This is a genomic window from Streptomyces sp. NPDC028289, assembly GCF_055565975.1.
The window spans coordinates 192,396-213,849 of record NZ_JBVHTI010000001.1 but is presented as its reverse complement, the minus strand read 5'-3'; the positions used below and the strand labels follow the sequence as shown (position 1 = coordinate 213,849).

The following is a 21,454-nucleotide window of genomic DNA, read 5'->3' as shown; positions in this document are numbered from 1 at the left end:
CACGGAACCACCCCCGGCGTACCCGAACCGCCGACCCGGCATCATGATCCTGTGCGTCTCGAAGCGATCACCTGGGACCGGCTCGCCGAGCGTCTCGCCGAGCGGCTGGTCGAACTCAAGCCCGCCGACGGGAGTGCCTGGCCACGCGTCGCCTTCGACGGCGCCCCGGCCGCCCGGCCCGGCGACCTAGCGGAGCGCGTCGGTGAGGCGCTGCGCGTACGGGGCCTGCCGTCGCTCGTCGTGGGCACCGAGGGCTTCCTACGTCCCGCCTCGCTGCGTCTGGAGCACGGGCGGCGCGACGCGGAGTCGTACTACGGCGGCTGGTTCGACACCAACGCCCTGTGGCGGGAGGTCTTCGGCCCCCTCGACCCCGGCGGGACCGGCCGCGTCCTGCCCGATCTGTGGGACCCGGCCACCGACCGCGCCACCCGCAGCCCCTATGTCCAACTCCCGCCCGGCGGCCTCCTGCTGCTGCACGGACCGCTCCTGCTGCGGCACTGGTTCCCGTTCGACCTGACCGTCCACCTCCTCCTGACTCCCGGCGCCCTGCGCCGCCGTACCCCCGAGACCGACCACTGGACCCTCCCCGCCTTCGAGCGCTACGCGGCCGAGACCGACCCCGCCGGCACGGCCGACGTCCTGGTCCGCGCCGACGACCCGCGGCATCCGGCGTGGAGCGGCTGAGCGGTCCTGCGCCGGACCGGCTCAAGGCCGGTGCGGCCGGGCGGCTCAGAGCCAGCCGTTGCGCCTGAAGCCGCGGTACAGCACCAGACACGCCACGGATATGACGCCGATGACGAGCGGATAGCCGAACCGCCAGTGCAGCTCCGGCATGTGATCGAAGTTCATGCCGTACACACCGCACACCATCGTCGGCACCGCGATCACCGCGGCCCAGGCCGTGATCTTCCGCATGTCCTCGTTCTGCGCGACCGTCACCTGCGCCAGATGTGCCTGGAGAATGGAGTTGAGCAACTCGTCGAAGGCCGCGATCTGCTCCTTCGCCCGCATCAGATGGTCGAGCACATCCCTGAAGTACGCCTGTATCTCCGGGGCGATCACCCGTATCGGCCGGGTGGTCAGTTCCTCCATCGGCCTGCTGAGCGGCACCACCGCCCGCTTCAGCTCCAAAAGTTCACGCTTCAGCTGGTAGATCCGCCCTGGGTCGGCCCGCGCGCCGTTCTCCGCGAACACGTCCGCCTCGACCTGGTCGATGTCGGCCTGCACCGAGTCCGTGACGCTCAGGTAGTCGTCGACCACGTGGTCCGCGATCGCGTGCAGCACCGCCGCCGGCCCCTTGGCGAGCTGCCTCGGCGTGGCCTCCAACTCCTCGCGCAGCGGCCCCAGTGAGCCGTGCCGGCCGTGCCGTACCGTGATCACGAAGTCCTCGCCGACGAAGACCATGATCTCGCCGGTGTTCACGACCTCGCTCGTCGCCGTCAACTGCTCGTGCTCGACGTAGCAGACCGTCTTGAACACCGCGAACAGCGTCTCGCCGTACCGCTCCACCTTCGGGCGTTGATGGGCCTCGACCGCGTCCTCCACGGCCAGCGGGTGCAGGTCGAACAGCTCGGCGATGTCCGCGAACTCGCTGTCCGTCGGCTCGTGCAGCCCCAGCCAGACGAACCCGTCGCCCCTCTTGCGCACCCGTTCCACCGCGGAGAACAGGTCGCTGCACTCCGGAACCCGCACCCCGTCCTCGTACGTCACGCAGTTGACCACCGAGGAGCCCAGCGGGGACCGTGCGTGATGGTTCAGGTCGACGCGGGGCCGCCGCCTGGCCAGCCGCGCCACCCTGCGCAGGCCGCCGGTCCTGCCCAGCCCCGTGACCTTCCGCAGATTCCCTGCCATCGTCATCCGGATCTCCTTGCATGGATCCACTCGCGCAACGCTTCCCGCCCTGCCCGGCCAGTCTGCCAGCCCGGTGTGAGACCCGGGTAAGCCTGTGGGAGCGGCGAGTTCCGGTTGGTTCCCTCCTGTGGAAGACCCCGCGTGCCCCGCGCGCGCCGACGGCACGCCCGCCGCGGCGGAACGTCTGCCGGGGCGGACAAGCCGGGCAGCTGAAATCATCGCTTCATGACACAGGCCGACGGATATCTGCTCGACAACCGCCAGAGCGAGGCCGGACAGCGCTTCGACGCCTTCGCGGACCTCTTCGACCCGACCACCTTCCGGCACCTCGACGCATTCGGTGTCGGACCGGGGTGGCGCTGCTGGGAGGTCGGCGCCGGCGGCACCTCCGTGGTGTCCTGGCTGGCCGGGAAGGTCGGGCCGACGGGCCGGGTCGTCGCCACCGACATCGACACCTCGCTGCTCGCCACGGCCGCCCACGCGCCCGTCGAGGTCCGCACCCACGACGTCGGGGCCGAGGAGCCGCCGGGGGAGGGCTTCGACCTGGTGCACGCCCGGCTCGTCCTGGTCCATGTGCCGGACCGGGACCGGGCGTTGCGCTCCATGATCAAGGCGCTGCGTCCCGGCGGACTACTGCTGATCGAGGACGCCGACCCCGCCCTCCAGCCCCTCACCTGCCCCTACGAGTACGGCCCCGAGCAGCGGCTCGCCAACCGCCTGCGCCAGGGCTTCCGCAAACTCCTCGCCGAACGCGGCGCCGACCTCTCGTACGGCCGCAAGCTTCCGCGGCTGCTCCGCGAGGCCGGGCTGCACGACGTGGAGGCCGACGCCTACTTCCCCGTCGCCTCGCCCGCCTGTACCGCCCTGGAGGCCGCCACCGTCCGGCAGATCCGGGGTCGGCTCGTCACGGCCGGCCTCGCCACCGACGAGGACATCGACCAGCACCTGGCCAACGTGGCGACGGGCGGCATGGACCTTGCCACGGCCCCGATGATCTCTGCGTGGGGCCGCAAGGCGTAAGCCCGCCGGCCGCGGTCTGCGCCGTGGCCAGCCGTACGGGCTCATGGCCGCCCTGGTCGGTCGCGGGCGGGCGGTCTCGCACCCACGCGTTCCACCGCTCGTGCGCCCGCCCTGCAGCCCAGCGCCGCCGCCTCCTGGGCATCCCGGCCGGCGACCAGCGCGGCGAGGAACGCCCCGGTGAAGGCGTCACCGGCGCCCGTGGTGTCCCGGGGCGTCGCCGGTGCGGCCGGGACACGGGCGAGGACGTCGCCCGACCGGGCCACCAGGGCGCCGTCCGCCCCCGCCTTGGCCACCACCAGCGGCACCTGGCGGCTCAGCTTGGCCGCGGCGTCCGCCGGATCGGGCAGCCCCGTCAGCAGACAGGCCTCGTCCCGGCTCGGCAGCAGGACGTCGACCCCCTCGACGAGCGCCAGAAAGCGGTTTACGCCCAGCGCCATGAGGAACCCGGCCGACGCCGGGTCCAGGCTCACCGGCACGCCACGCGCGCGGGCCGCCGCCAGGGCCGTCGCCACCAGTGCCCGGCTCGGTTCGGAGAACAGCAGGTAGCCGGAGAGATGCAGCCGGGCCACGCCGTCGAGCAGCGCGTCCGACCAGTCGGCGGGCTCCAGCCGCAGGGATGCCCCGCTGTCCGTGAGGAAGGTCCGCTCGGCCGAGGCACCGCTGTCGACCAGGCAGATCACCGTCCCCGTCGCGGCCTCGGGGTCCACCACCAGCCGGGGTCGCACCCCGGCGGCGGCCAGCTCCCGCTCGTGCCACTGGGCCGCGTCCTCGCCCACCCGCCCGAGCAGCCGTACGTCCGCACAGCCCGTGTGCGCTGCCCAGCAGGCCACATTGGCGCCCGCCCCGCCGGGCAGGGTCCGGATCACGGCGGCCGTGTCGGTGCCGGCCGCGAGCGGCCCCCGGTACCGCGCGACCACGTCGGTGACGACGTCCCCGACGACCAGCAGCGCCCCGCCCCCGCCCGGCGCCGACGCCCGCTCGGTCGTCACCCCCTGGCCCACGCCGAGGCGATCCGTGCCGCCAGCCCGACGTTGCCGCGCACGGCCGCCAGATTGGCCTCCAGCGAGGCGCCGTCCGTGTGCCGGACCAGATAGTCGAGCAGGAACGGTGTCACCGCCTGACCGGCGATCCCTTCCGCGTCGCACGCGTGCAGCGCGTCGGCGAGCACGCGCGCGTGCAGCGCGGGGTCGAGCTGCTCCGCCTCCGCAACGGGGTTGGCGACGATCAGCGCCGAGTCCGCCGAGTCCGCCGCGTCCAGCGCGTCCTGCGCCCGCATGACGTCCGCGACCTGCTCCGGGGTCTCGAGCGTCCAGTCGACCGGATGCCCGGAGTCGGACAGATAGAAGCCGGGGAAGCGGTCCGTGCCGTAACCGGCGACGGCCACGCCCAGGGTCTCCAGGCGCTGGAGGGTCGCCGGCACGTCCAGGATCGACTTCACGCCCGCGCACACCACCGTGATCCGGGTGCGTGCCAGCAGGCCCAGGTCGGCGGACTCGTCCTGGGTCGCCGTCCACTCACGGTGCACCCCGCCGAGACCGCCGGTCGCGAACACCCGGAGGCCGGCCAGCGCCGCCAGCTGCGCCGTCGCCGACACGGTGGTCGCCCCGCTCGCCCCCGCCGCCACGGCGAGCGGCAGGTCGCGGTGGCCCAGCTTGCGGATCCCGTCCTCGTTGGCGATCCGCTCCAACTGGTCCTTGTCCAGGCCGACATGGGGCCGCCCGTCCAGCACGGCGATGGTGGCGGGCACCGCGCCCGCACGCCGTACCGTGTCCTCCAGCTCCAGTGCCACCTGGAGGTTGCGCGGGCGCGGCAGCCCGTGCGCGATGATCGTGGACTCCAGGGCGACCACCGCGCGACCCGCGCCGAGCGCCTCCCTGACCTCTTCCGACACCACCAGCACCACGCCTGCCTCCTGTCCGTCGGTCTTCCCTCATCTCTGGCGGGGGCCGTACCCGGCTAAACGCTTGCGGCCTGTGGGGGACGCCACCAGCCTGGGCGGCATGACGAATCACCCGGCACGTCTGGACCATGTCGTCCTCTGGGGCGCCGACCCGGCCGTCGCGGCCGGCTTCTACGAGCGGATGCTCGGCCTGGAGCCGCTGCGGGTCGCCGAGTTCACCGCGGGAGAGGTGCCCTTCCCCTCCGTACGCGTCAACGAGGAGACCATCATCGACCTCGCGCCGCTCACCCTCGCCGAGCGCATGCCGGCACTCCCCGGCGCCACCGGCAGCGCGGGCCACCCCGTGAACCACGTCTGCCTGTCCCTGCCGTCCGACGCCTTCGACGCCCTGCGCGCCCGCCTCGCCGAGCACGCCGTCCCCATGACCGACATCGGACACGACTCCTTCGGCGCCCGCGGCACCGCCCCGCGCAACTTCTACTTCAGGGACCCCGACGGCAACGTCGTCGAGGCACGGCACTACGACTGACCGCACCGGCGGGGCGCCGCACCGCCAGGGCCCGGGGACCACGCCTCAGAACAGCGGTTCGGGCAGTACGCCCTCCAGGGCGAGCAGCTTCCGCTTGGTCTCCAGACCGCCGCCGAACCCGCCGATCCCGCCGTCGCTCTCCACCACCCGGTGACAGGGCACGACGACCGGCAGCGGATTGGCGCCCATCGCCGCGCCCACCGCCTGCGCCCCGCCGGGCTGCCCGACGCGTCCCGCCAGGTCGCCGTACCCGACCACCGTGCCGTAGGGGACCCCGGCGGCCAGTTCGCGCAGCACCTGCCGGTTGAAGCCGGAGATCAGCGACCAGTCCGGCGGCAGGTCGAAGTCCTGCCGCCGGCCCGCGAAGTACGCCCGCAGCTGGGATATCGCCTCGGCCAGCACCGGCTCCGTGGGATCCTCGACGGGCTCGCCGCCCAGCCGGGCCGCCAGCCGCTCCACCGTCCGCTCCCGCACCGCCTCAGTGGCGTGGAACACCACGTTGACCAGGCCGCTGCCGGTCGCCGCGAGCAGCAGCGGACCGATGTCGGTGCCCACGACGGCCCACACCACCCGCTGCCCGTACTGCCCTTCGCTGTCCATGCGCCCCACCGTACGGCCCGCCACTGACAATGCCCGCCGCCCCAGCCCGGGTCAGCTCGCGCACAGCGCGGCCCGTACCACGTCCGGCTTGTTGGTGATGATCCCGTCCACGCCGTAGCCGACGGCCTTCCAGGTGGTGACCGCGTCGTTCACCGTCCAGGTGAAGACGTGAAGCGGCCTGCCGTGCGGCCCCTCGAACGAGTGCACGTCCTTCACATAGCCGGCGGAGATCGAGTCCACCGACGGGTTGACCAGGTCCACGAAGCCCGCGTACCGGTGCAGGGACCCCACGGACGGTGTGCCGAGGTATCCGGTCGTCACGGCGGGCCGGAGATCGTGCACGGTACGCAGACTGTCCGCGCTGAAGCTCTGCACGACGAGCCGGTCCAGATGCGGGCGGTCCAGCCAGCCCTCGCTGCCCAGCAGCTCGAGGATCTGCCGCTCGATGCCGGGATACAGCTCAGGGTTCTTGATCTCCAGGAGCAGTTTCTCGTGGTTGTGCTCGACCCGGCGCATGTACTGCGCCAGCGTCGGCACCCGCGTGCCCCGGTACGAAGGGGAGAACCAGCTGCCCGCGTCCAGTCGGGCGACCTCGGCCGCGGTGAAGTCCTTCACTTTCCACGGCGCCCGGCCGGGGAAGACCTTTGCGACATCGGTGGTGCGCCGGAGGCTGTCGTCGTGGATGACGACGAGCCGGCCGTCCCTGGTGCGCTGGACGTCGTTCTCGACCCAGGTGAAGCCCAGCGAGGCCGCCTTGTCGATGGCGGCCAGCGTGTTCTCGGGGGCGTAGGCGGAGGCGCCCCGGTGCGCGAGCACCGTGGGTTCGGCGGCGTCGCCGGCCCGGGCGGCGGGGACGGGGCTCAGCAGGGCTGCCGTTCCCAGCAGCGCGGTGGCCGTGGCGGCGACTGCGCGCGCGTGCATGCGCACTCCTCACGTCGGGCGAATACGGACAGCACAAGAGTGACAGCAGTGAGTCAACAGCGGTCGGGTGCGGGATGGCCACAGATTCAATGGAGTCGCCCAAGCCCGCTCACCGTTGCCGCACAACTGCGGCAAGGGCGTGTTTCTTTGCCGGAAAATCGTTCGACCATTCCGGTGCGGGTCATACTCTCTGCGTCAACCCTGACCGCTCGGGCGGTCCTGGGACGGGGGCGCATTGCACATATTCCGGGACGCAAAGGGTGAAGGGCAGCCGCGCATGCAGGGCACGGTCGACGGATTCAGCTATGGGGTCGTCACCCCGCTGGTGGCCTATCTGATGGCCTGCCTCGGTGGCGCTCTCGGGCTGCGCTGCACGACCCGGGCGATGCTGGTGGCCCACTCCTGGCGGCCCGCCTGGCTCGCCCTGGGCTCGGCGGCGATCGGCTCCGGCATATGGACCATGCACTTCGTCGCCATGATGGGGTTCAGCGTCAAGGAGACGCCGATCCACTACGACAAACCCCTCACCTACGCGAGCCTCGGCCTTGCCGTCGTCATGGTGGGCGTCGGGATCTTCATAGTCGGCTACCGGGGCGCCACCGGAACCGCGCTCTTCACGGGCGGCACGATCACCGGCCTGGGCATCGCCTCGATGCACTACCTCGGCATGGCCGGGCTGCGCCTCAACGGAACCCTGGAGTACAACACGCTCACGGTGGCCGCGTCGGTCGTGATAGGGGTCGTCGCGGCCACCTCCGCCCTGTGGGCGGCCGGGCAGGTCCGCGGCTTCCTGTGGAGCGTCGGCGCGAGCCTCGTCATGGGACTCGCCGTCAGCGGCATGCACTACACCGGCATGGCCGCCCTCACCGTGCACCTCCACAGCGCCGGTGTGACGTCCCCGGGCGATTCTCCCGCCTCCCTGCTCGCCCCCATGCTGATCGGCCCGCTGGCCTTCCTCTGCCTGGCCGCCGTCGTCGTGATCTTCGACCCGCTGATGGTCACGGGCAAGCCCGACCGGCTCCGTGTGGAGCACAAGCCGGGCGTCCCGGCCGACGAGGTCACCCACCACCCGAGCCGCCGCCCGCAGCTCCGCGTCGGCCGTCAGCAGAGCCACCACAGCGCGCGCACACCGCAGAATCGCTGATCAGAACCGGTTGTCAGCGCGGGGTCGTACGGTGGAACCCATGCGGCCCGTTTCCCACATCGAACGCACGGTGGCGCCCTTCGAGGTCGTCAGCCCGTACCAGCCCAGCGGCGACCAGCCGGCGGCCATCGCCGACCTGGCCAGGCGCATCGAGGCCGGTGAGAAGGACGTCGTCCTCCTCGGCGCGACCGGCACCGGCAAGTCCGCCACCACCGCGTGGATGATCGAGAAGCTCCAGCGCCCCACCCTGGTGATGGCGCCGAACAAGACGCTGGCCGCCCAGCTGGCCAACGAGTTCCGCGAGCTTCTTCCGAACAACGCGGTCGAATACTTCGTCTCGTACTACGACTACTACCAGCCCGAGGCCTACGTCCCGCAGTCGGACACCTACATCGAGAAGGACTCCTCGATCAACGAGGAGGTCGAGCGGCTGCGCCACTCCGCCACCAACTCGCTGCTCACGCGCCGCGACGTGATCGTGGTCGCTTCGGTCTCCTGCATCTACGGCCTCGGTACCCCGCAGGAGTACGTCGACCGTATGGTCCCGCTGCGGGTCGGCGACGAGATCGACCGCGACGACCTGCTGCGCCGCTTCGTGGACATCCAGTACACGCGCAACGACCTGGCGTTCACCCGCGGCACCTTCCGCGTCCGCGGCGACACCATCGAGATCTTCCCGGTCTACGAGGAGCTCGCCGTGCGCATCGAGATGTTCGGCGACGAGATCGAGGCGCTGTCCACCCTGCACCCGCTCACCGGCGAGATCATCAGCGACGACCGGCAGCTGTACGTCTTCCCGGCCTCCCACTACGTCGCCGGCCCCGAGCGCATGGAGCGGGCCGTCAACGACATCGAGAAGGAGCTGGGGGAGCGCCTGGCCGAGCTGGAGAAGCAGGGCAAGCTCCTGGAGGCCCAGCGGCTGCGCATGCGCACCACGTACGACATCGAGATGCTCCGCCAGATCGGCTCCTGCTCCGGCGTGGAGAACTACTCGATGCACTTCGACGGCCGCCTGCCCGGCTCCCCGCCGAACACCCTGCTCGACTACTTCCCGGACGACTTCCTCCTCGTCATCGACGAGTCGCATGTCACCGTGCCGCAGATCGGCGCCATGTACGAGGGCGACGCCTCCCGCAAGCGCACCCTCGTCGACCACGGCTTCCGGCTGCCCTCCGCTCTGGACAACCGCCCGCTGAAGTGGGAGGAGTTCCAGGAGCGGATCGGGCAGGCCGTGTATCTGTCGGCGACCCCCGGCGCGTACGAGATCTCCCGCGCGGACGGCGTCGTCGAGCAGATCATCCGGCCCACCGGGCTCGTCGACCCCGAGGTCGTCGTCAAGCCCACCGAGGGCCAGATCGACGACCTGGTGCACGAAATCCGCAAGCGCACCGAGAAGGACGAGCGCGTCCTGGTCACCACGCTCACCAAGAAGATGGCCGAGGACCTCACCGACTACTTCCTGGAGCTCGGCATCCAGGTGCGCTACCTGCACAGCGACGTCGACACCCTGCGCCGCGTCGAGCTGCTGCGCGAGCTGCGCTCCGGCGAGTACGACGTCCTGGTCGGCATCAACCTCCTCCGCGAGGGCCTCGACCTGCCCGAGGTGTCCCTGGTGGCGATCCTCGACGCCGACAAGGAGGGCTTCCTGCGCTCGGGTACCTCACTGATCCAGACCATCGGCCGTGCGGCGCGCAACGTCTCCGGCGAGGTCCACATGTACGCCGACAAGATCACCCCGGCGATGGAGAAGGCCATCGACGAGACCAACCGGCGCCGGGAGAAGCAGGTCGCCTACAACAAGGCGAACGGCATCGACCCGCAGCCGCTCCGGAAGAAGATCAACGACATCGTCGCGCAGATCGCCCGCGAAGAGGTCGACACAGAACAGCTGCTCGGCTCGGGCTATCGCAAGCTGAAGGACGGCAAGGGGCCCAAGGCTCCCGTTCCGTCCCTGGGCGACAAGGCGGCCAAGGGTGCGAAGGCCGGCAAGGCCGCCAAGGGCAAGGCCAAGGAAACGGTGCCCACCGACCGCCCGGCCGCCGAACTCGCCGAGCAGATCGAGGAGATGACGGAGCGTATGCGTGCCGCCGCCGCTGATCTGCAGTTCGAGATCGCGGCCCGGCTGCGAGACGAGGTCTCCGAGATGAAGAAGGAACTGCGCCAGATGAGGGAGGCGGGCCTGGCCTGACCCCTGGGCCGCCACCGGACCCCGGTATGGGCGCGAAGTGTTGCAAGACCGACACAAAGCGCGGGCCGGGGTTCGGCGCTGTCAGTGGCGCTGCATAGGGTTTCGGGCAACCGCGCACTTCGCGGCCACCGGGGACATTCGACGAGGGGAAGCAGCCGTGACCGTCAACATGACCAAGGGTCAGGCCATCAGCCTGGAGAAGAAGGACGGCGGCTCCCTGAGCGCGGTCCGCATGGGTCTTGGCTGGAAGGCGGCGCCCCGACGCGGGCTGTTCGGTTCGCGCACCCGTGAGATCGACCTGGACGCCTCGGCGGTGCTGTTCGCCGACAAGCAGCCCGTCGACGTCGTGTTCTTCCGGCACCTGGTGAGTGACGACGGCTCGGTCCGTCACACGGGCGACAACCTCGTCGGCGGCGCGGGTCAGGGCGGCGACGACGAGGCCATCCTCGTCGACCTCGCGCGCGTGCCGGTCCACGTCGACCAGATCATCTTCACCGTCAACTCCTTCACCGGCCAGACCTTCCAGGAAGTGCAGAACGCCTTCTGCCGACTGGTCGACGAGACCACCGGCCAGGAACTCGCCCGCTACACGCTCGACGGCGGCGGCGAGTACACCGCCCAGATCATGGCGAAGGTGCACCGGTCGGGATCCGGCTGGACGATGACGGCCCTGGGCGTCCCGGCCAAGGGCCGCACCTTCCAGGACCTGGTGCCGGCGATCCTGCCGATCCTCTGAGCAGTCCGGGTGAAGTCCACTGCGGTTCGGCAGCGCCACCGAAGGGGTGCTGGGGGTACCCCGGCCGAAGGCTGGGGGAGGAACCGCGCGACCAGCCACGAGGGCGCCGCAGTCGACCGACGGCATATCGCGGCACTTCCAGCGGAGCGCTGAGCGGTGGCCCGACGGCACACGAGGACACGAGCACACGACACACAGGGGGACGTGGGCAATGGCGGCCGAGTTGGTGCGCGGGCAGAACCATCCGCTCTCGCGGAACCGGATCGAGATCCGGATCTCGGCCGACGTGCCGGTCGTGGCCGGGGCCACCCTCGCCGACGAGGGCGGCCGCGTACGGGGTGCCGACGGGGTGGCCCATCCGGGCGCGCCCACGCTGCCCGGGATCGAGGTCTCCCGGCAGGCGGCCGCCGAACACCGGCTCGCGGTCGACCTCGACGCCATGCCCGAGACCGTGCACCGGGTCAGCGTCCTGATCGCCCTGCCCGCCGCCCCCGGCGGTCCGCTCCGCTTCGGCGCCCTCGCCGCACCGCGCGCCGCGGTCACCGGCCTCGACGGCACCGAGGTCGCCGGCTACACCCTCACCGGCCTGGACGCCGAGTCGGCGGTGGTCGTCCTGGAGCTCTACCGCCGCCAGGCCGCCTGGAAGATCCGCGCGGTCGGCCAGGGCTACGCGCAGGGACTGACAGGGCTCCTCACCGACCAGGGCCTGCCCCAGGCCGCCGAACTCGCCCGGGGGATCGAGGACGCGGTGGCGCGCGGCCTGGCCCGCTCGGTCCCGGCCCGCACCACGGACACCGACCGCTCCCGGCGTACGGCCGCCTCCGTCACCGGCCCCGACCTGCCGGGCACCGTCCCGACGCCCGACGACGGCGGCAGCTCCGCGGCTTCCGGCGGGCCGGGCGTCCCGACGGCCGCCACTCCCACCGGCGGTCCCGTCGACTACACACATCCGAAGCGCCGCCGGACGCCCCCGCCCCCGGCCCCCGAGGCTCCGGCCCCGGCGGACGGGCCCGCGCCGCCCGTCGCGGGCGACGCCGCCGGCTGGTCCATGGACGAGCGGCTCTACAACCAGGTCTGGGGCATGTTCGAGGACCTGGCCCGCTCCACCGCCGCCTGTCGTAGTGCTGTCGACTTCGCCGAGTCGCGTATGGAGAAGGAGCTCGACCAGGTCCTCTCCGACCCGCGCAGCCGCCTGGGCTCGGCGGGCGACGCCGCCCGCGAGGCGGCCCAGGCCCGGCAGGCCCAGCTGGTCGACCAGGCGCGAGCGGCACTCGACCGGGACCTCGCGCAGCTCACCGCCGAGTCCGAGGTCGTCGAGCCCGCGCTGCCGCCTGCGTACGCCCGCTGGGACAACCCGGTCTGGCACGGCTACCGGGTGCCGACGGAGCCGCCGATGGCCGTCAGGCTGGGCGACCTCCACCTCCCGGAGAGCGCCCCGCTGCGCATCCCGATGCTGGTCCGGCTGCCCCTGGAGCGGGGCCTGTGGATCGACAGCGGCGTGCCCGACGCATCCCCGTTCGAGGAGCCGGGTGAGCTGCGGCACCTCGCCCTGCAGACGGCGGTGGCGCTCGCGGCCCGGCTGCTCGCCGTCCATCCGGCGGGGGAGTTCGGCGTGCAGGTCATCGATCCGGCGGGTGCCGGGGCGTCCGCGTTCGCACCGCTGACGGGGGCCGGTGCGCTGGACGCGCCACCCGCGACGGGCGCTGCCGGTGTGGCGGGTGTGCTGGGACGGCTCACGGAGCGCGTCGACCTGGTGCAGATGGCGGTGCGGGGCGGTGCGTCCGACGCGCTGCCGCCCGGTCTGGACACCTCGCGGCAGCTGCTGGTCGTGAACGACTTCCCGCACGGCTTCGACGACCGGGCCGTCACCCAGCTGCGCTATCTCGCGGACGAGGGCCCGGACGTCGGCGTCCATCTCCTGCTGGTCGCCGATCGCGAGGACGCGGCCGCCTACGGCCCGTTGCTCGATCCGCTCTGGCGTTCACTGATGCGACTCACGCCGGTACCGGACGATCACCTGGCCGACCCGTGGGTGGGGCACGCCTGGACGTACGAGCCCGGCCTCGTGCCCCCTGGCAGTCAGGTGCTCCAGCAGGTACTGGCCCGGGTCGCGGCAGCCCGTACCAAGCGCATGTAAACTCCTCTGACCAGGCAATTTGATCTTTTTTTTGTCAATCACTTTACCTTTCCTTGGTGGTTGGGGTAGTGTTTTCCGTACGGAGGGGAGTACTCCCTGTCTGCTGCGGCGTACCCGTCAATACGGATCCGGTCGGATCCCGGGGCGTCGGCCCGTCCCGGGTGGAAGAGACCTCCGGTAGCGCAACGTCGAATCTTTGCCGTTCACTAACCGGAGGCAACAGTGGATGTATCCGTGACCCTGTGGGTCCTCACCATCCTGGGGCTGGCCGCCCTGATCGCGGTCGACTTCTTCATCGGCCGCAAGCCGCATGACGTGTCCGTCAAGGAAGCCGGAATCTGGACCGTCGTCTGGATCGCCCTGGCCGGTCTCTTCGGCCTCGGCCTGCTCGTCTTCGGCGGTGGCCAGCCCGCCGGCGAGTTCTTCGCGGGCTTCATCACCGAGAAGTCGCTGAGCGTCGACAACCTCTTCGTCTTCGTCCTGATCATGGCGAAGTTCGCCGTGCCCTCGCAGTACCAGCAGCGGGTGCTGCTCGTCGGTGTCCTCATAGCCCTGGTGCTGCGGGCCGTCTTCATCGCAGCGGGCGCCGCGATCCTCGCCAGCTTCTCGTGGGTCTTCTACCTGTTCGGCGCCTTCCTGATCTGGACCGCCTGGAAGCTGATCCAGGAGGCCCGGGCCGACCAGGAGGAAGAGGAGTTCGAGGAGAACAAGCTGCTCAAGGCCGCCGAGCGCAGGTTCGGAGTGGCCGACCGCTATCACGGCACCAAGCTGTGGATCCAGCAGAACGGCAAGCGGGTCATGACCCCGATGCTGGTCGTGATGCTCGCGATCGGTACGACCGACGTCCTGTTCGCGCTGGACTCGATCCCCGCGATCTTCGGCCTGACGCAGGACCCGTACATCGTCTTCACGGCCAACGCCTTCGCGCTGATGGGTCTGCGGCAGCTGTACTTCCTCATCGGCGGACTGCTGAAGAAGCTGGTCCACCTGTCCTACGGCCTGTCGATCATCCTCGGCTTCATCGGCGTCAAGCTGGTGCTGCACGCGCTGCACGAGTCCGGCGTCCACGTCCCGGAGATCAGCATCCCGGTCTCGCTCGGCGTGATCTGCGCGGTCCTGATCGTCACCACGATCACCAGCCTGCGGGCCTCCAGGAAGCAGGCGGCGGCCGAGGCGGCGCAGGCGCGGAGCGAAGGCGCTCCGAAGGACAGCATCGACGTCTGACCACGTCGGACGTAGGAACAACCACCCCGCGCAGCGGTGCGAAGCGCATTGCCGACCCACCGCTCCGGATGCTTCGTTGGGTGGCGGAACGTCCCCGGTCCGGGGGCGCCGCCGCCCGGTGGAGGCAACCGTGACATTCGTCCAGATCATCGACTTCGAGACCGACCGCATCGACGAGCTGAAGGCCCTCGCCGACGAGATGGGCAGCCGGCTCGCCGGCCGCGAGAACGGCCCCGCGCGCCGCCTGATCCTCAGGGACCGGAACCGGCCGGGACGCTACCTCGGCGTGATCGAGTTCGACTCCTACGAGGAGGCCATGCAGAACAGCGACGACCCCGAGACGAGCAAGTTCGCCGAGCAGATGGCCGCCCTGTGCACCCGGCCGCCGTCCTTCACCGACTGTGACGTCGTGGACCTGACCGACTTCACGTAATCGGCCCGACCGACCAGACCCGTACGCCCCGGGGGCCGCGCCGCGCCGGCGGCAGGCCCCCGGGAGCCGGAAAGGACCGGAATGCGAAGCCCGTACGCCTCTGCCACCATCGCTGCATGATCACTCGGCTCAGGTCGCTCACCACCCGGTGGACGTTCCTCGTGCCGGTGCTCGCGGTCGTCCTGCTCGTGTTCACCTGGGGCCGCAGTCTGCCCGGCGCGGTCGTCGCGCTGGTGACCGTGGTCCTCGCCGGATCGGTCCTCGCCGCGGTCCATCACGCCGAGGTCGTGGCCCACCGGGTCGGCGAACCCTTCGGCTCCCTCGTCCTCGCCATCGCCGTCACCGTCATCGAGGTGGCCCTGATCGTCACCCTCATGGTCGACGGCGGCGACAAGAGCTCCACCCTGGCCCGGGACACCGTCTTCGCGGCTGTGATGATCACCTGTAACGGCATCGTCGGCCTCTGTCTCCTCGTCGCCTCACTCCGCCACGGCACCGCGGTCTTCAACCCCGAGGGCACCGGCGCCGCCCTGGCGACCGTGGCCACCCTGGCCACGCTCAGCCTCGTACTGCCGACCTTCACCACCAGCAGACCGGGCCCGGAGTTCTCCGGCGTCCAGCTGACCTTCGCGGCCCTGTCGTCACTGATCCTGTACGGCCTGTTCGTGGCCACCCAGACCGTGCGGCACCGCGACTACTTCCTGCCGATCACCCGGCAGGGCGAGGTGATCGCCGCCGACGACCATGCCGCGGCCCCGTCCGTACGTGCCGCTTGGGTCGGTCTCGGCCTGCTCGGCCTCGCTCTCGTCGGGGTCGTCGGACTGGCCAAGGGCGTGTCGCCGGCGATCGAGTCCGGCGTGGCGGCGGCCGGTCTGCACCAGGCCGTGGTCGGCGTGGTCATCGCCCTGCTGGTCCTGCTCCCCGAGACCATCGCAGCCCTGAGCTCGGCCCGCCGCGACCGTGTGCAGACCAGCCTCAACCTGGCGCTCGGCTCGGCCATGGCCAGCATCGGCCTGACCATCCCCGCCGTGGCCCTCGCCTCCGTCTGGCTCTCCGGCCCCCTGGTGCTCGGCCTCGGCGCCACGCACATGCTGCTGCTCGCGCTGACCGTGGTGGTCAGCTCCCTGACGGTGGTGCCGGGCCGGGCCACACCGCTGCAGGGCGGCGTCCACCTGGTGCTGTTCGCCGCCTACCTGGAGCTGGCGATCAACCCGTAGCAGGTCCGGCGGTCCTCACCCGGCGACCGGCTCGACCTCCACCACCGGCACCGGCACCGGACGCGTCTCCGGCAGCAGCGCGAAGCACCCCAGGCTCAGCAGCGCGATCGCCGTCAGATACGCCCCCACGGCCCACGGCACCCGACCACTGTGCTCCGCCAGCGCCGTCGCCACGATCGGCGTCAGCGCGCCCCCGAGGACCCCGCCGAGGTTGTAGCCGACCGCGGCACCGGTGCAGCGCACCCGCGGTTCGTACAACTCCGGCAGATAAGCGGCGACCACCGCGAACATGGTGACGAAGGCGACCAGGGCACCGGTGAACCCGAGGAACATCAGCAGCGGCTGTCCGGTCGCGAGCAGCGCGACCATCGGGAACATCCACAGCGCCGAGGCCGTGCACCCCACCAGGCACAGCGACCGCCGCCCGTAGCGGTCGCCCAGCAGGGCCGCCACCGGCGTGAGTGACCCCTTCACCACGACGGCGGCCATGACACACGTCAGCATGACCGTGCGGCTCACCCCGAGCCGCTCCGTGCCGTACGCCAGCGACCAGGTCGTCACCGCATAGAACACCGCGTACCCGACCGCGAGCGCCCCCGCCGTCAGCAGCACCAGCCGCCAGTGGTGCCGTACGACCTCGGCGAACGGCATGCGCGCGGGCTCCTCGATCTCCAGGAACTGCGGACTCTCGGGGAGCGCCGAACGCAGCCACAGCCCGCTCAGAACCATCGCCCCGGCCGCCCAGAACGGCACCCGCCACCCCCACTGCGCGAACTGGGCGTCCGTCAGGGACGCCGACAGGGCCAGCATCACGCCGTTGGCGAGGAGGAAGCCGACGGCCGGACCGATCTGCGGAAAGCTCGACCACAGGGCGCGCCGTCCGGCGGGCGCGTGCTCCGCGGTCAGCAGCACCGCGCCGCCCCACTCCCCGCCGAGCCCCAGCCCCTGCAGAAAGCGCAGCGCCAGCAGCAGTACGGGAGCGGCCACCCCGATTTTGTCGTACGCCGGCACGAACCCGACCGAGACCGTCGACGCGCCCGTCAACAGCAGGGACGCGACCAGCACCGGACGCCGGCCGCGCCGGTCCCCGAGGTGCCCGAACAGCACCGAGCCCAGCGGCCGGGCCACGAACCCCGCACCGAACGTCCCGAACGCCGCCAGCGTCCCCGCGAGCGGCGTGAAGGTCGGGAAGAACAGTGGTCCCAGGACGAGCGCCGCGGCCGTCCCGTAGACGAAGAAGTCGTAGAACTCGATCGCGGTCCCGGTGAGCGAGGCGGCCGCCAGCCGCAGCATCGAGGGGTCCCTTACGGTGCGTGCATCATGCATGCTCCGTCAACTACCCAGGGTGATTGCTGGTTACGGGGGCGCGCGGTGGTGAGACGCCCCTCACAGGAGCCGCCGCGCACCGTGATAGACCGGACCGAGCAGCGGTCCCTCCCGGGCCGTTCGTCTCTCCATGGATTTCCCACGGACCGGAGGAATCGTGCCCCGCACCCTGGCCAACGCCCCGATCATGATCCTCAACGGGCCCAACCTCAACCTGCTGGGACAGCGTCAGCCCGAGATCTACGGCTCCGACACACTGGCCGACATCGAGGCCCTGTGCGCCAAGGCGGCGGCCGCGCACGGCGGCACCGTGGACTTCCGGCAGTCCAACCACGAGGGTGAACTGGTCGACTGGATCCACGAGGCCCGCCTCGGCCACTGCGGCATCGTCATCAACCCGGGCGCCTACTCGCACACCTCGGTCGCGATCCTGGATGCCCTCAACACCTGTGACAGCATGCCGGTGTTGGAGGTCCACATCTCCAACATCCACAAGCGCGAGTCGTTCCGGCACCACTCCTACGTCTCCCTGCGCGCCGACGGAGTGATCGCCGGATGCGGCGTGCAGGGCTATGTGTTCGGCGTGGAGCGGGTCGCGGCACTGGTCGGCGCCGCGACCGCGGACGCGTAGCGCCTCAGAGCCGACCGGCCTCCACGATCCGCCGCAGGAAACGCCGGGTGCGCTCCTGCTGCGGGTCGCCGAACACCTGCTCGGCGGTGCCGCGTTCGAGTACGACACCGCCGTCCAGGAAGCAGACCTGGTCGGCGACGTCCCGGGCGAAGCCCATCTCGTGCGTCGCCAGCACCATGGTCATCCCCTCGCCCTTGAGGTCACGGACCACGGTGAGCACCTCGCCCACCAGCTCCGGATCGAGGGCGGCGGTGATCTCGTCGAGAAGCAGCAGCCGGGGCCGCACCGCAAGGGCGCGCACGATCGCCACCCGCTGCTGCTGACCGCCGCTCAGCCGGTCCGGATAGGCGTCGGCCTTGTCGCCCAGCCCGAGGCGCTCCAGCAACTCCCCGGCCCGCTCCTCGGCCTCCGCGCGGGAGACGCCGTGCACCCGCCGCGGTGCCAGGGTGATGTTCTCCAGCACGGTCATGTGCGGGAAGAGGTTGTACGCCTGGAAGACCACGCCGATACGGCGGCGCACCGCGTCCTGGTGGGCGCGCGGGTCGGTGATCTCCTCGCCGTCCAGCCAGATCGCGCCGTCGTCGATCTCCTCCAGGAGGTTGGCGCAGCGCAGCAACGTCGACTTGCCGGACCCGGAGGCGCCGATCAGCGCCGTCACCGTGTGCGGGGCGACCTCCAGGTCCACGTCCCGCAGCACGACCGAATCCCCGAACGTCTTGCGGACGGACTCCATGCGCAGCACAGGCGCGTCGCTCATATGGATCCTCCCTGGGCCCGCTGCCGGTCCATCCGGGCCGTCACCCAGTCCGTGAAGCGGGTCATCGGAATGGTCAGCGCCACGAAGACCAGCCCGGCGACGATGTACGGCGTGTAGTTGAGGCTGCGCTGGGCGATGATGTCGGACGCCCGTACGGCGTCGATCGCCCCGCCGATCGACACGAGCCCGGTGTCCTTCTGCAGTGACACCAGGTCGTTCAGCAGCGGCGGCACCTGACGGCGCACGGCCTGGGGGAGCACCACGTACCGCAGCGCCTGCCGGTTGGTCAGCCCCAGCGAGCGGGCCGCGGCGCGCTGCGAGGGGTGCACGGACTCGATGCCCGCGCGGAACACCTCGGCGACGTAGGCGGAGTACGTCAGCGTCAGCGCCGCACCGCCCAGCAATACCGGGTCGACGGTCACGCCCTGGAGGCGCAGCGCTGGTACCCCGAAGACCACGATCATCAGGTTGATGATCAGCGGCAGACCGCGGAAGAAGTCCGTGTACGCCGCCGCCAGCGCCCGCAGGGGGAAGAACACGGGCCCCGGCAGCGTACGGGCGATGGCGATCAGCATGCCCAGGGCGAGCACCAGCACGCCGCAGATCAGCAGCAGCCGGACGTTGAGCCACAGGCCTTCGAGGACCTTGGGCAACGCCTCGCGCGCGTACTGCCCGTCGAAGAAGGTCTCCTTGGTGCGCTCCCAGCCCGGCGCGCTGACCACGACCACGTACAGGACGACGGCCGTGACCAGGGTCGACAGCGCGGCGATCGCGGTCGCGCGCCGGGCGCGGGCACGCTTGTAGCGCTCCCGCTCCAGCCGCCTTCCGGAGGGGGTGTATCCGTCGGCGCCCTCGGCGGCACCGGCGGGCATGTCGCCCTTGTCGTCCGCACCCTCCTGGCCGGACTCGTCCATGGTGACCGTCACTTGAGCACCGGAGCGTCGACGGCGTCGGACAGCCACTGCTTGTCCAGCTTCGCCAGGGTGCCGTCCTTGCGCAGGGCGTCCACGGCCGACGTCACGCAGGACGTCAGGGCGCTGCCCTTGTCCAGCACGAGCCCGAACTGCTCGGGCGTGCCGCCCTGGTTCTCGAACTGGCCGACGATCTTGGCGTTCGTCACCTGGGCGGCGGTGACGTAGAAGGCGGTCGGCAGGTCGGTGACGATCGCGTCCACCTGGCCGTTCTTGAGCGCCGAGATGGCCTGGTCGTTCTTGGAGTACGCGGCCGCCTCCTGGGATGGCTTCACCACGTCGCTGATGTAGTTGAGGCTCGTCGTGCCCACCTGGGCGCCCAGCTTGAGCCCCTTCAGGTCCGCGATGCTCGTCGCCTTCGCGGCCTTGCTGCCCTTGAGCGCGATGACCGCCTGGCGCACGTCGTAGTAGCCGGACGAGAAGTCCACGGCCTTCTTGCGCTCGGCGCTGATGGACACCTGGTTGATGTCGAAGTCGAAGGTCTTCACACCGGGCGCGAACGCCTTGTTGAACGGCACGCTCTGCCAGACGACCGCGCTCTTGTCGTACCCGAGCTGCTTGGCCACGGCGTACGCGACCGCCGACTCGAAGCCCTCGCCGTTGGCCGGCTTGTCGTCCTTGAACCACGGCTCGTACGCCGGTTCGTCCGTCGCGATCGTCAGCTTGCCGGAGGTCTGGGTGGCCAACTTGCCCTTGGCGCAGGTAGTTCCGGCGGACGAGGAGGACCCGTCGGACGCCTTGTCGTCCGGCTGCGGAGCGCAGCCGACGGCGGTGGCGAGCAGGGCTATGGTGGCAGCGGCGGCAGCGCGGCGCAGCGCGCTCGGGGCAGGGTGCATGGCGGGAGAGTGACAGCGAACGCCGCGTTTGTCCACGTCAAGCGGGTGTTTGTCCGCATACTGGGAACGGGTGTTGCGGTCCTGTGAACGCCGCGCGGGGGAGAGCGGACACGCCGGGGCCGCCGGTCGAGGGCGGGGAATGATGACCGGCGGCCCGTACCGCGCAGGAGCCGTCATCCTGTGCGGGGCTGACCCCAGTTGACCGCGCGAGGGCGCGCGCGGGGAGCGTGCGCCGGAGGTCGACGCGTGCGAACCGTTCACACGGGGCGCGCGCGAAGGTGCACGCGCCCGCGCTCACTACCCGGCCTTGCGCTCACCACCTGGGCCCGGTGCTCACCACCCGGGCCCCGCGCTCACCACCCGCGCGCGTGCCACTCCGGCAGGTGCGGCCGCTCCGCGCCCAGCGTGGTGTCGTTGCCGTGCCCCGGGTACACCCACGTCTCGTCCGGCAGGACGTCGAAGATCTTCGTCTCGACGTCGTGGATCAGGCTGGCGAACGCCTTCGGGTCCTTGCGCGTGTTGCCGACACCGCCGGGAAAGAGGCAGTCCCCGGTGAAGACGTGCGGATGGCCGTGCGGGTCGTCGTAGACCAGCGCGATGGAGCCCGGGGTGTGACCGACCAGATGGCGGGCGGTCAGCTCGACGCGGCCGACCCGGATCACGTCGCCGTCGCCGACGGGGACGTCGGTGGTGACCGGGATGCCGGCGGCGTCCTCGCGGCCCGCGTACGTCCGCGCGCCGGTGGCGGCGACCACCTCGGCCAGCGCCTGCCAGTGGTCGCCGTGCTGGTGCGTGGTGACGACGGACGCGATGCCGTCGTCACCGATCATGCCGAGAAGCGTCTCCGCGTCGTTGGCCGCGTCGATCAGCAGTTGCTCGTCGGTGGCGCGGCAGCGCAGCAGATAGGCGTTGTTGTCCATCGGCCCGACCGCGATCTTGGTGATCATCAGGTCCTTGAGCTCGTGCACGTCCGCCGGTCCGCCGACCGTGACCTCTCCGCTGTACGTCATGGCGATCAGCCTATAGCGGGGAG

The 21,454-nt window shown here is 71.1% G+C and carries 21 protein-coding genes; 11 read left to right on the top strand and 10 right to left on the bottom strand.

Annotated features, from left to right (window positions below; translation table 11 throughout):
• The first annotated feature begins 51 nt into the window (after positions 1–51).
• A complete protein-coding gene (locus tag ACZ4UV_RS01010) occupies positions 52–684 on the top strand; it encodes a nucleoside/nucleotide kinase family protein (RefSeq protein WP_451018652.1) in 633 nt (210 codons plus the stop codon).
• Positions 685–729: 45 nt separating this feature from the next.
• Here the strand turns inward: ACZ4UV_RS01010 and corA are convergent, their stop codons facing one another.
• Complete coding sequence (gene corA / locus ACZ4UV_RS01005; RefSeq protein ID WP_451018653.1) at positions 730–1,857, bottom strand: magnesium/cobalt transporter CorA; 1,128 nt, start codon at positions 1,855–1,857, stop codon at positions 730–732.
• A 219-nt stretch (positions 1,858–2,076) separates the two neighbouring features.
• Here corA and ACZ4UV_RS01000 point away from each other — a divergent pair, with 219 nt between their 5' ends.
• The gene (locus tag ACZ4UV_RS01000) at positions 2,077–2,871 is read left to right on the top strand and encodes a methyltransferase domain-containing protein (protein ID WP_451018654.1); all 795 of its coding nucleotides are present in this window, start codon (positions 2,077–2,079) and stop codon (positions 2,869–2,871) included.
• A 41-nt stretch (positions 2,872–2,912) separates the two neighbouring features.
• On the opposite strand, the gene ACZ4UV_RS00995 is transcribed toward ACZ4UV_RS01000, so the two are convergent.
• Complete coding sequence (locus tag ACZ4UV_RS00995; RefSeq protein ID WP_451018655.1) at positions 2,913–3,872, bottom strand: carbohydrate kinase family protein; 960 nt, start codon at positions 3,870–3,872, stop codon at positions 2,913–2,915.
• Positions 3,857–4,774 (bottom strand): pseudouridine-5'-phosphate glycosidase, encoded by a 918-nt coding sequence (locus tag ACZ4UV_RS00990; protein WP_467835153.1) that lies wholly within the window; start codon positions 4,772–4,774, stop codon positions 3,857–3,859. The genes ACZ4UV_RS00995 and ACZ4UV_RS00990 overlap by 16 nt, the downstream gene beginning before the upstream one ends.
• A 97-nt stretch (positions 4,775–4,871) precedes the next feature.
• On the opposite strand from ACZ4UV_RS00990, the gene ACZ4UV_RS00985 reads away from it, so the two are divergent.
• Positions 4,872–5,300, top strand: coding sequence for a VOC family protein (locus ACZ4UV_RS00985; RefSeq protein WP_390038289.1), 429 nt, complete (start codon positions 4,872–4,874; stop codon positions 5,298–5,300).
• Between the two features lie 45 nt (positions 5,301–5,345).
• On the opposite strand, the gene ACZ4UV_RS00980 is transcribed toward ACZ4UV_RS00985, so the two are convergent.
• Both ACZ4UV_RS00980 and ACZ4UV_RS00975 read right to left on the bottom strand, forming a co-directional pair.
• Positions 5,346–5,900, bottom strand: coding sequence for a methylated-DNA--[protein]-cysteine S-methyltransferase (locus ACZ4UV_RS00980; RefSeq protein ID WP_467835150.1), 555 nt, complete (start codon positions 5,898–5,900; stop codon positions 5,346–5,348).
• A 51-nt stretch (positions 5,901–5,951) separates the two neighbouring features.
• Positions 5,952–6,821 carry a glycerophosphodiester phosphodiesterase gene (locus ACZ4UV_RS00975; RefSeq protein ID WP_467835148.1) on the bottom strand — a complete coding sequence of 290 codons (870 nt, stop codon included), beginning with the start codon at positions 6,819–6,821 and terminating at the stop codon, positions 5,952–5,954.
• A gap of 277 nt (positions 6,822–7,098) precedes the next feature.
• On the opposite strand from ACZ4UV_RS00975, the gene ACZ4UV_RS00970 reads away from it, so the two are divergent.
• From ACZ4UV_RS00970 to ACZ4UV_RS00940, 7 genes are all read left to right on the top strand, one after another.
• Positions 7,099–7,965 (top strand): MHYT domain-containing protein, encoded by an 867-nt coding sequence (locus ACZ4UV_RS00970; protein WP_351485682.1) that lies wholly within the window; start codon positions 7,099–7,101, stop codon positions 7,963–7,965.
• A gap of 40 nt (positions 7,966–8,005) precedes the next feature.
• Complete coding sequence (uvrB, locus tag ACZ4UV_RS00965) at positions 8,006–10,153, top strand: excinuclease ABC subunit UvrB (RefSeq protein ID WP_467835145.1); 2,148 nt, start codon at positions 8,006–8,008, stop codon at positions 10,151–10,153.
• Positions 10,154–10,310: 157 nt separating this feature from the next.
• Positions 10,311–10,889 (top strand): TerD family protein, encoded by a 579-nt coding sequence (locus ACZ4UV_RS00960; protein WP_351485686.1) that lies wholly within the window; start codon positions 10,311–10,313, stop codon positions 10,887–10,889.
• Between the two features lie 211 nt (positions 10,890–11,100).
• Positions 11,101–13,026, top strand: coding sequence for a TerD family protein (locus ACZ4UV_RS00955; RefSeq protein WP_451020799.1), 1,926 nt, complete (start codon positions 11,101–11,103; stop codon positions 13,024–13,026).
• Between the two features lie 222 nt (positions 13,027–13,248).
• On the top strand, positions 13,249–14,250 hold the full coding sequence (locus ACZ4UV_RS00950; RefSeq protein ID WP_351485690.1) for a TerC family protein: 1,002 nt from the start codon (positions 13,249–13,251) through the stop codon (positions 14,248–14,250).
• Between the two features lie 130 nt (positions 14,251–14,380).
• Positions 14,381–14,683, top strand: coding sequence for a hypothetical protein (locus ACZ4UV_RS00945; protein WP_467835141.1), 303 nt, complete (start codon positions 14,381–14,383; stop codon positions 14,681–14,683).
• A gap of 116 nt (positions 14,684–14,799) precedes the next feature.
• Positions 14,800–15,900: a calcium:cation antiporter gene (locus ACZ4UV_RS00940; protein WP_467835139.1), complete on the top strand. Its 1,101-nt coding sequence runs from the start codon at positions 14,800–14,802 to the stop codon at positions 15,898–15,900.
• A 15-nt stretch (positions 15,901–15,915) separates the two neighbouring features.
• On the opposite strand, the gene ACZ4UV_RS00935 is transcribed toward ACZ4UV_RS00940, so the two are convergent.
• Positions 15,916–17,226 carry an MFS transporter gene (locus ACZ4UV_RS00935; protein ID WP_451020795.1) on the bottom strand — a complete coding sequence of 437 codons (1,311 nt, stop codon included), beginning with the start codon at positions 17,224–17,226 and terminating at the stop codon, positions 15,916–15,918.
• 157 nt (positions 17,227–17,383) lie between these two features.
• Between ACZ4UV_RS00935 and aroQ the strand changes: the two genes are divergently transcribed.
• Positions 17,384–17,857: a type II 3-dehydroquinate dehydratase gene (gene aroQ, locus ACZ4UV_RS00930; RefSeq protein WP_451020794.1), complete on the top strand. Its 474-nt coding sequence runs from the start codon at positions 17,384–17,386 to the stop codon at positions 17,855–17,857.
• A gap of 4 nt (positions 17,858–17,861) precedes the next feature.
• Here aroQ and ACZ4UV_RS00925 read toward each other — a convergent pair whose 3' ends face one another.
• The 4 genes from ACZ4UV_RS00925 to ACZ4UV_RS00910 all read right to left on the bottom strand — a co-directional run bounded on the left by ACZ4UV_RS00925 (position 17,862) and on the right by ACZ4UV_RS00910 (position 21,431).
• Positions 17,862–18,614 (bottom strand): amino acid ABC transporter ATP-binding protein, encoded by a 753-nt coding sequence (locus ACZ4UV_RS00925; RefSeq protein WP_467835135.1) that lies wholly within the window; start codon positions 18,612–18,614, stop codon positions 17,862–17,864.
• Entirely contained in the window at positions 18,611–19,540 is a 930-nt protein-coding gene (locus ACZ4UV_RS00920) for an amino acid ABC transporter permease (RefSeq protein ID WP_451020792.1), read from the bottom strand. Before ACZ4UV_RS00920 ends, ACZ4UV_RS00925 begins: the two co-directional genes overlap by 4 nt.
• Complete coding sequence (locus ACZ4UV_RS00915) at positions 19,537–20,421, bottom strand: ABC transporter substrate-binding protein (protein ID WP_351485702.1); 885 nt, start codon at positions 20,419–20,421, stop codon at positions 19,537–19,539. Before ACZ4UV_RS00915 ends, ACZ4UV_RS00920 begins: the two co-directional genes overlap by 4 nt.
• 353 nt (positions 20,422–20,774) lie before the next feature.
• Entirely contained in the window at positions 20,775–21,431 is a 657-nt protein-coding gene (locus ACZ4UV_RS00910) for an MBL fold metallo-hydrolase (RefSeq protein ID WP_390038311.1), read from the bottom strand.
• Positions 21,432–21,454 lie beyond the last annotated feature (23 nt).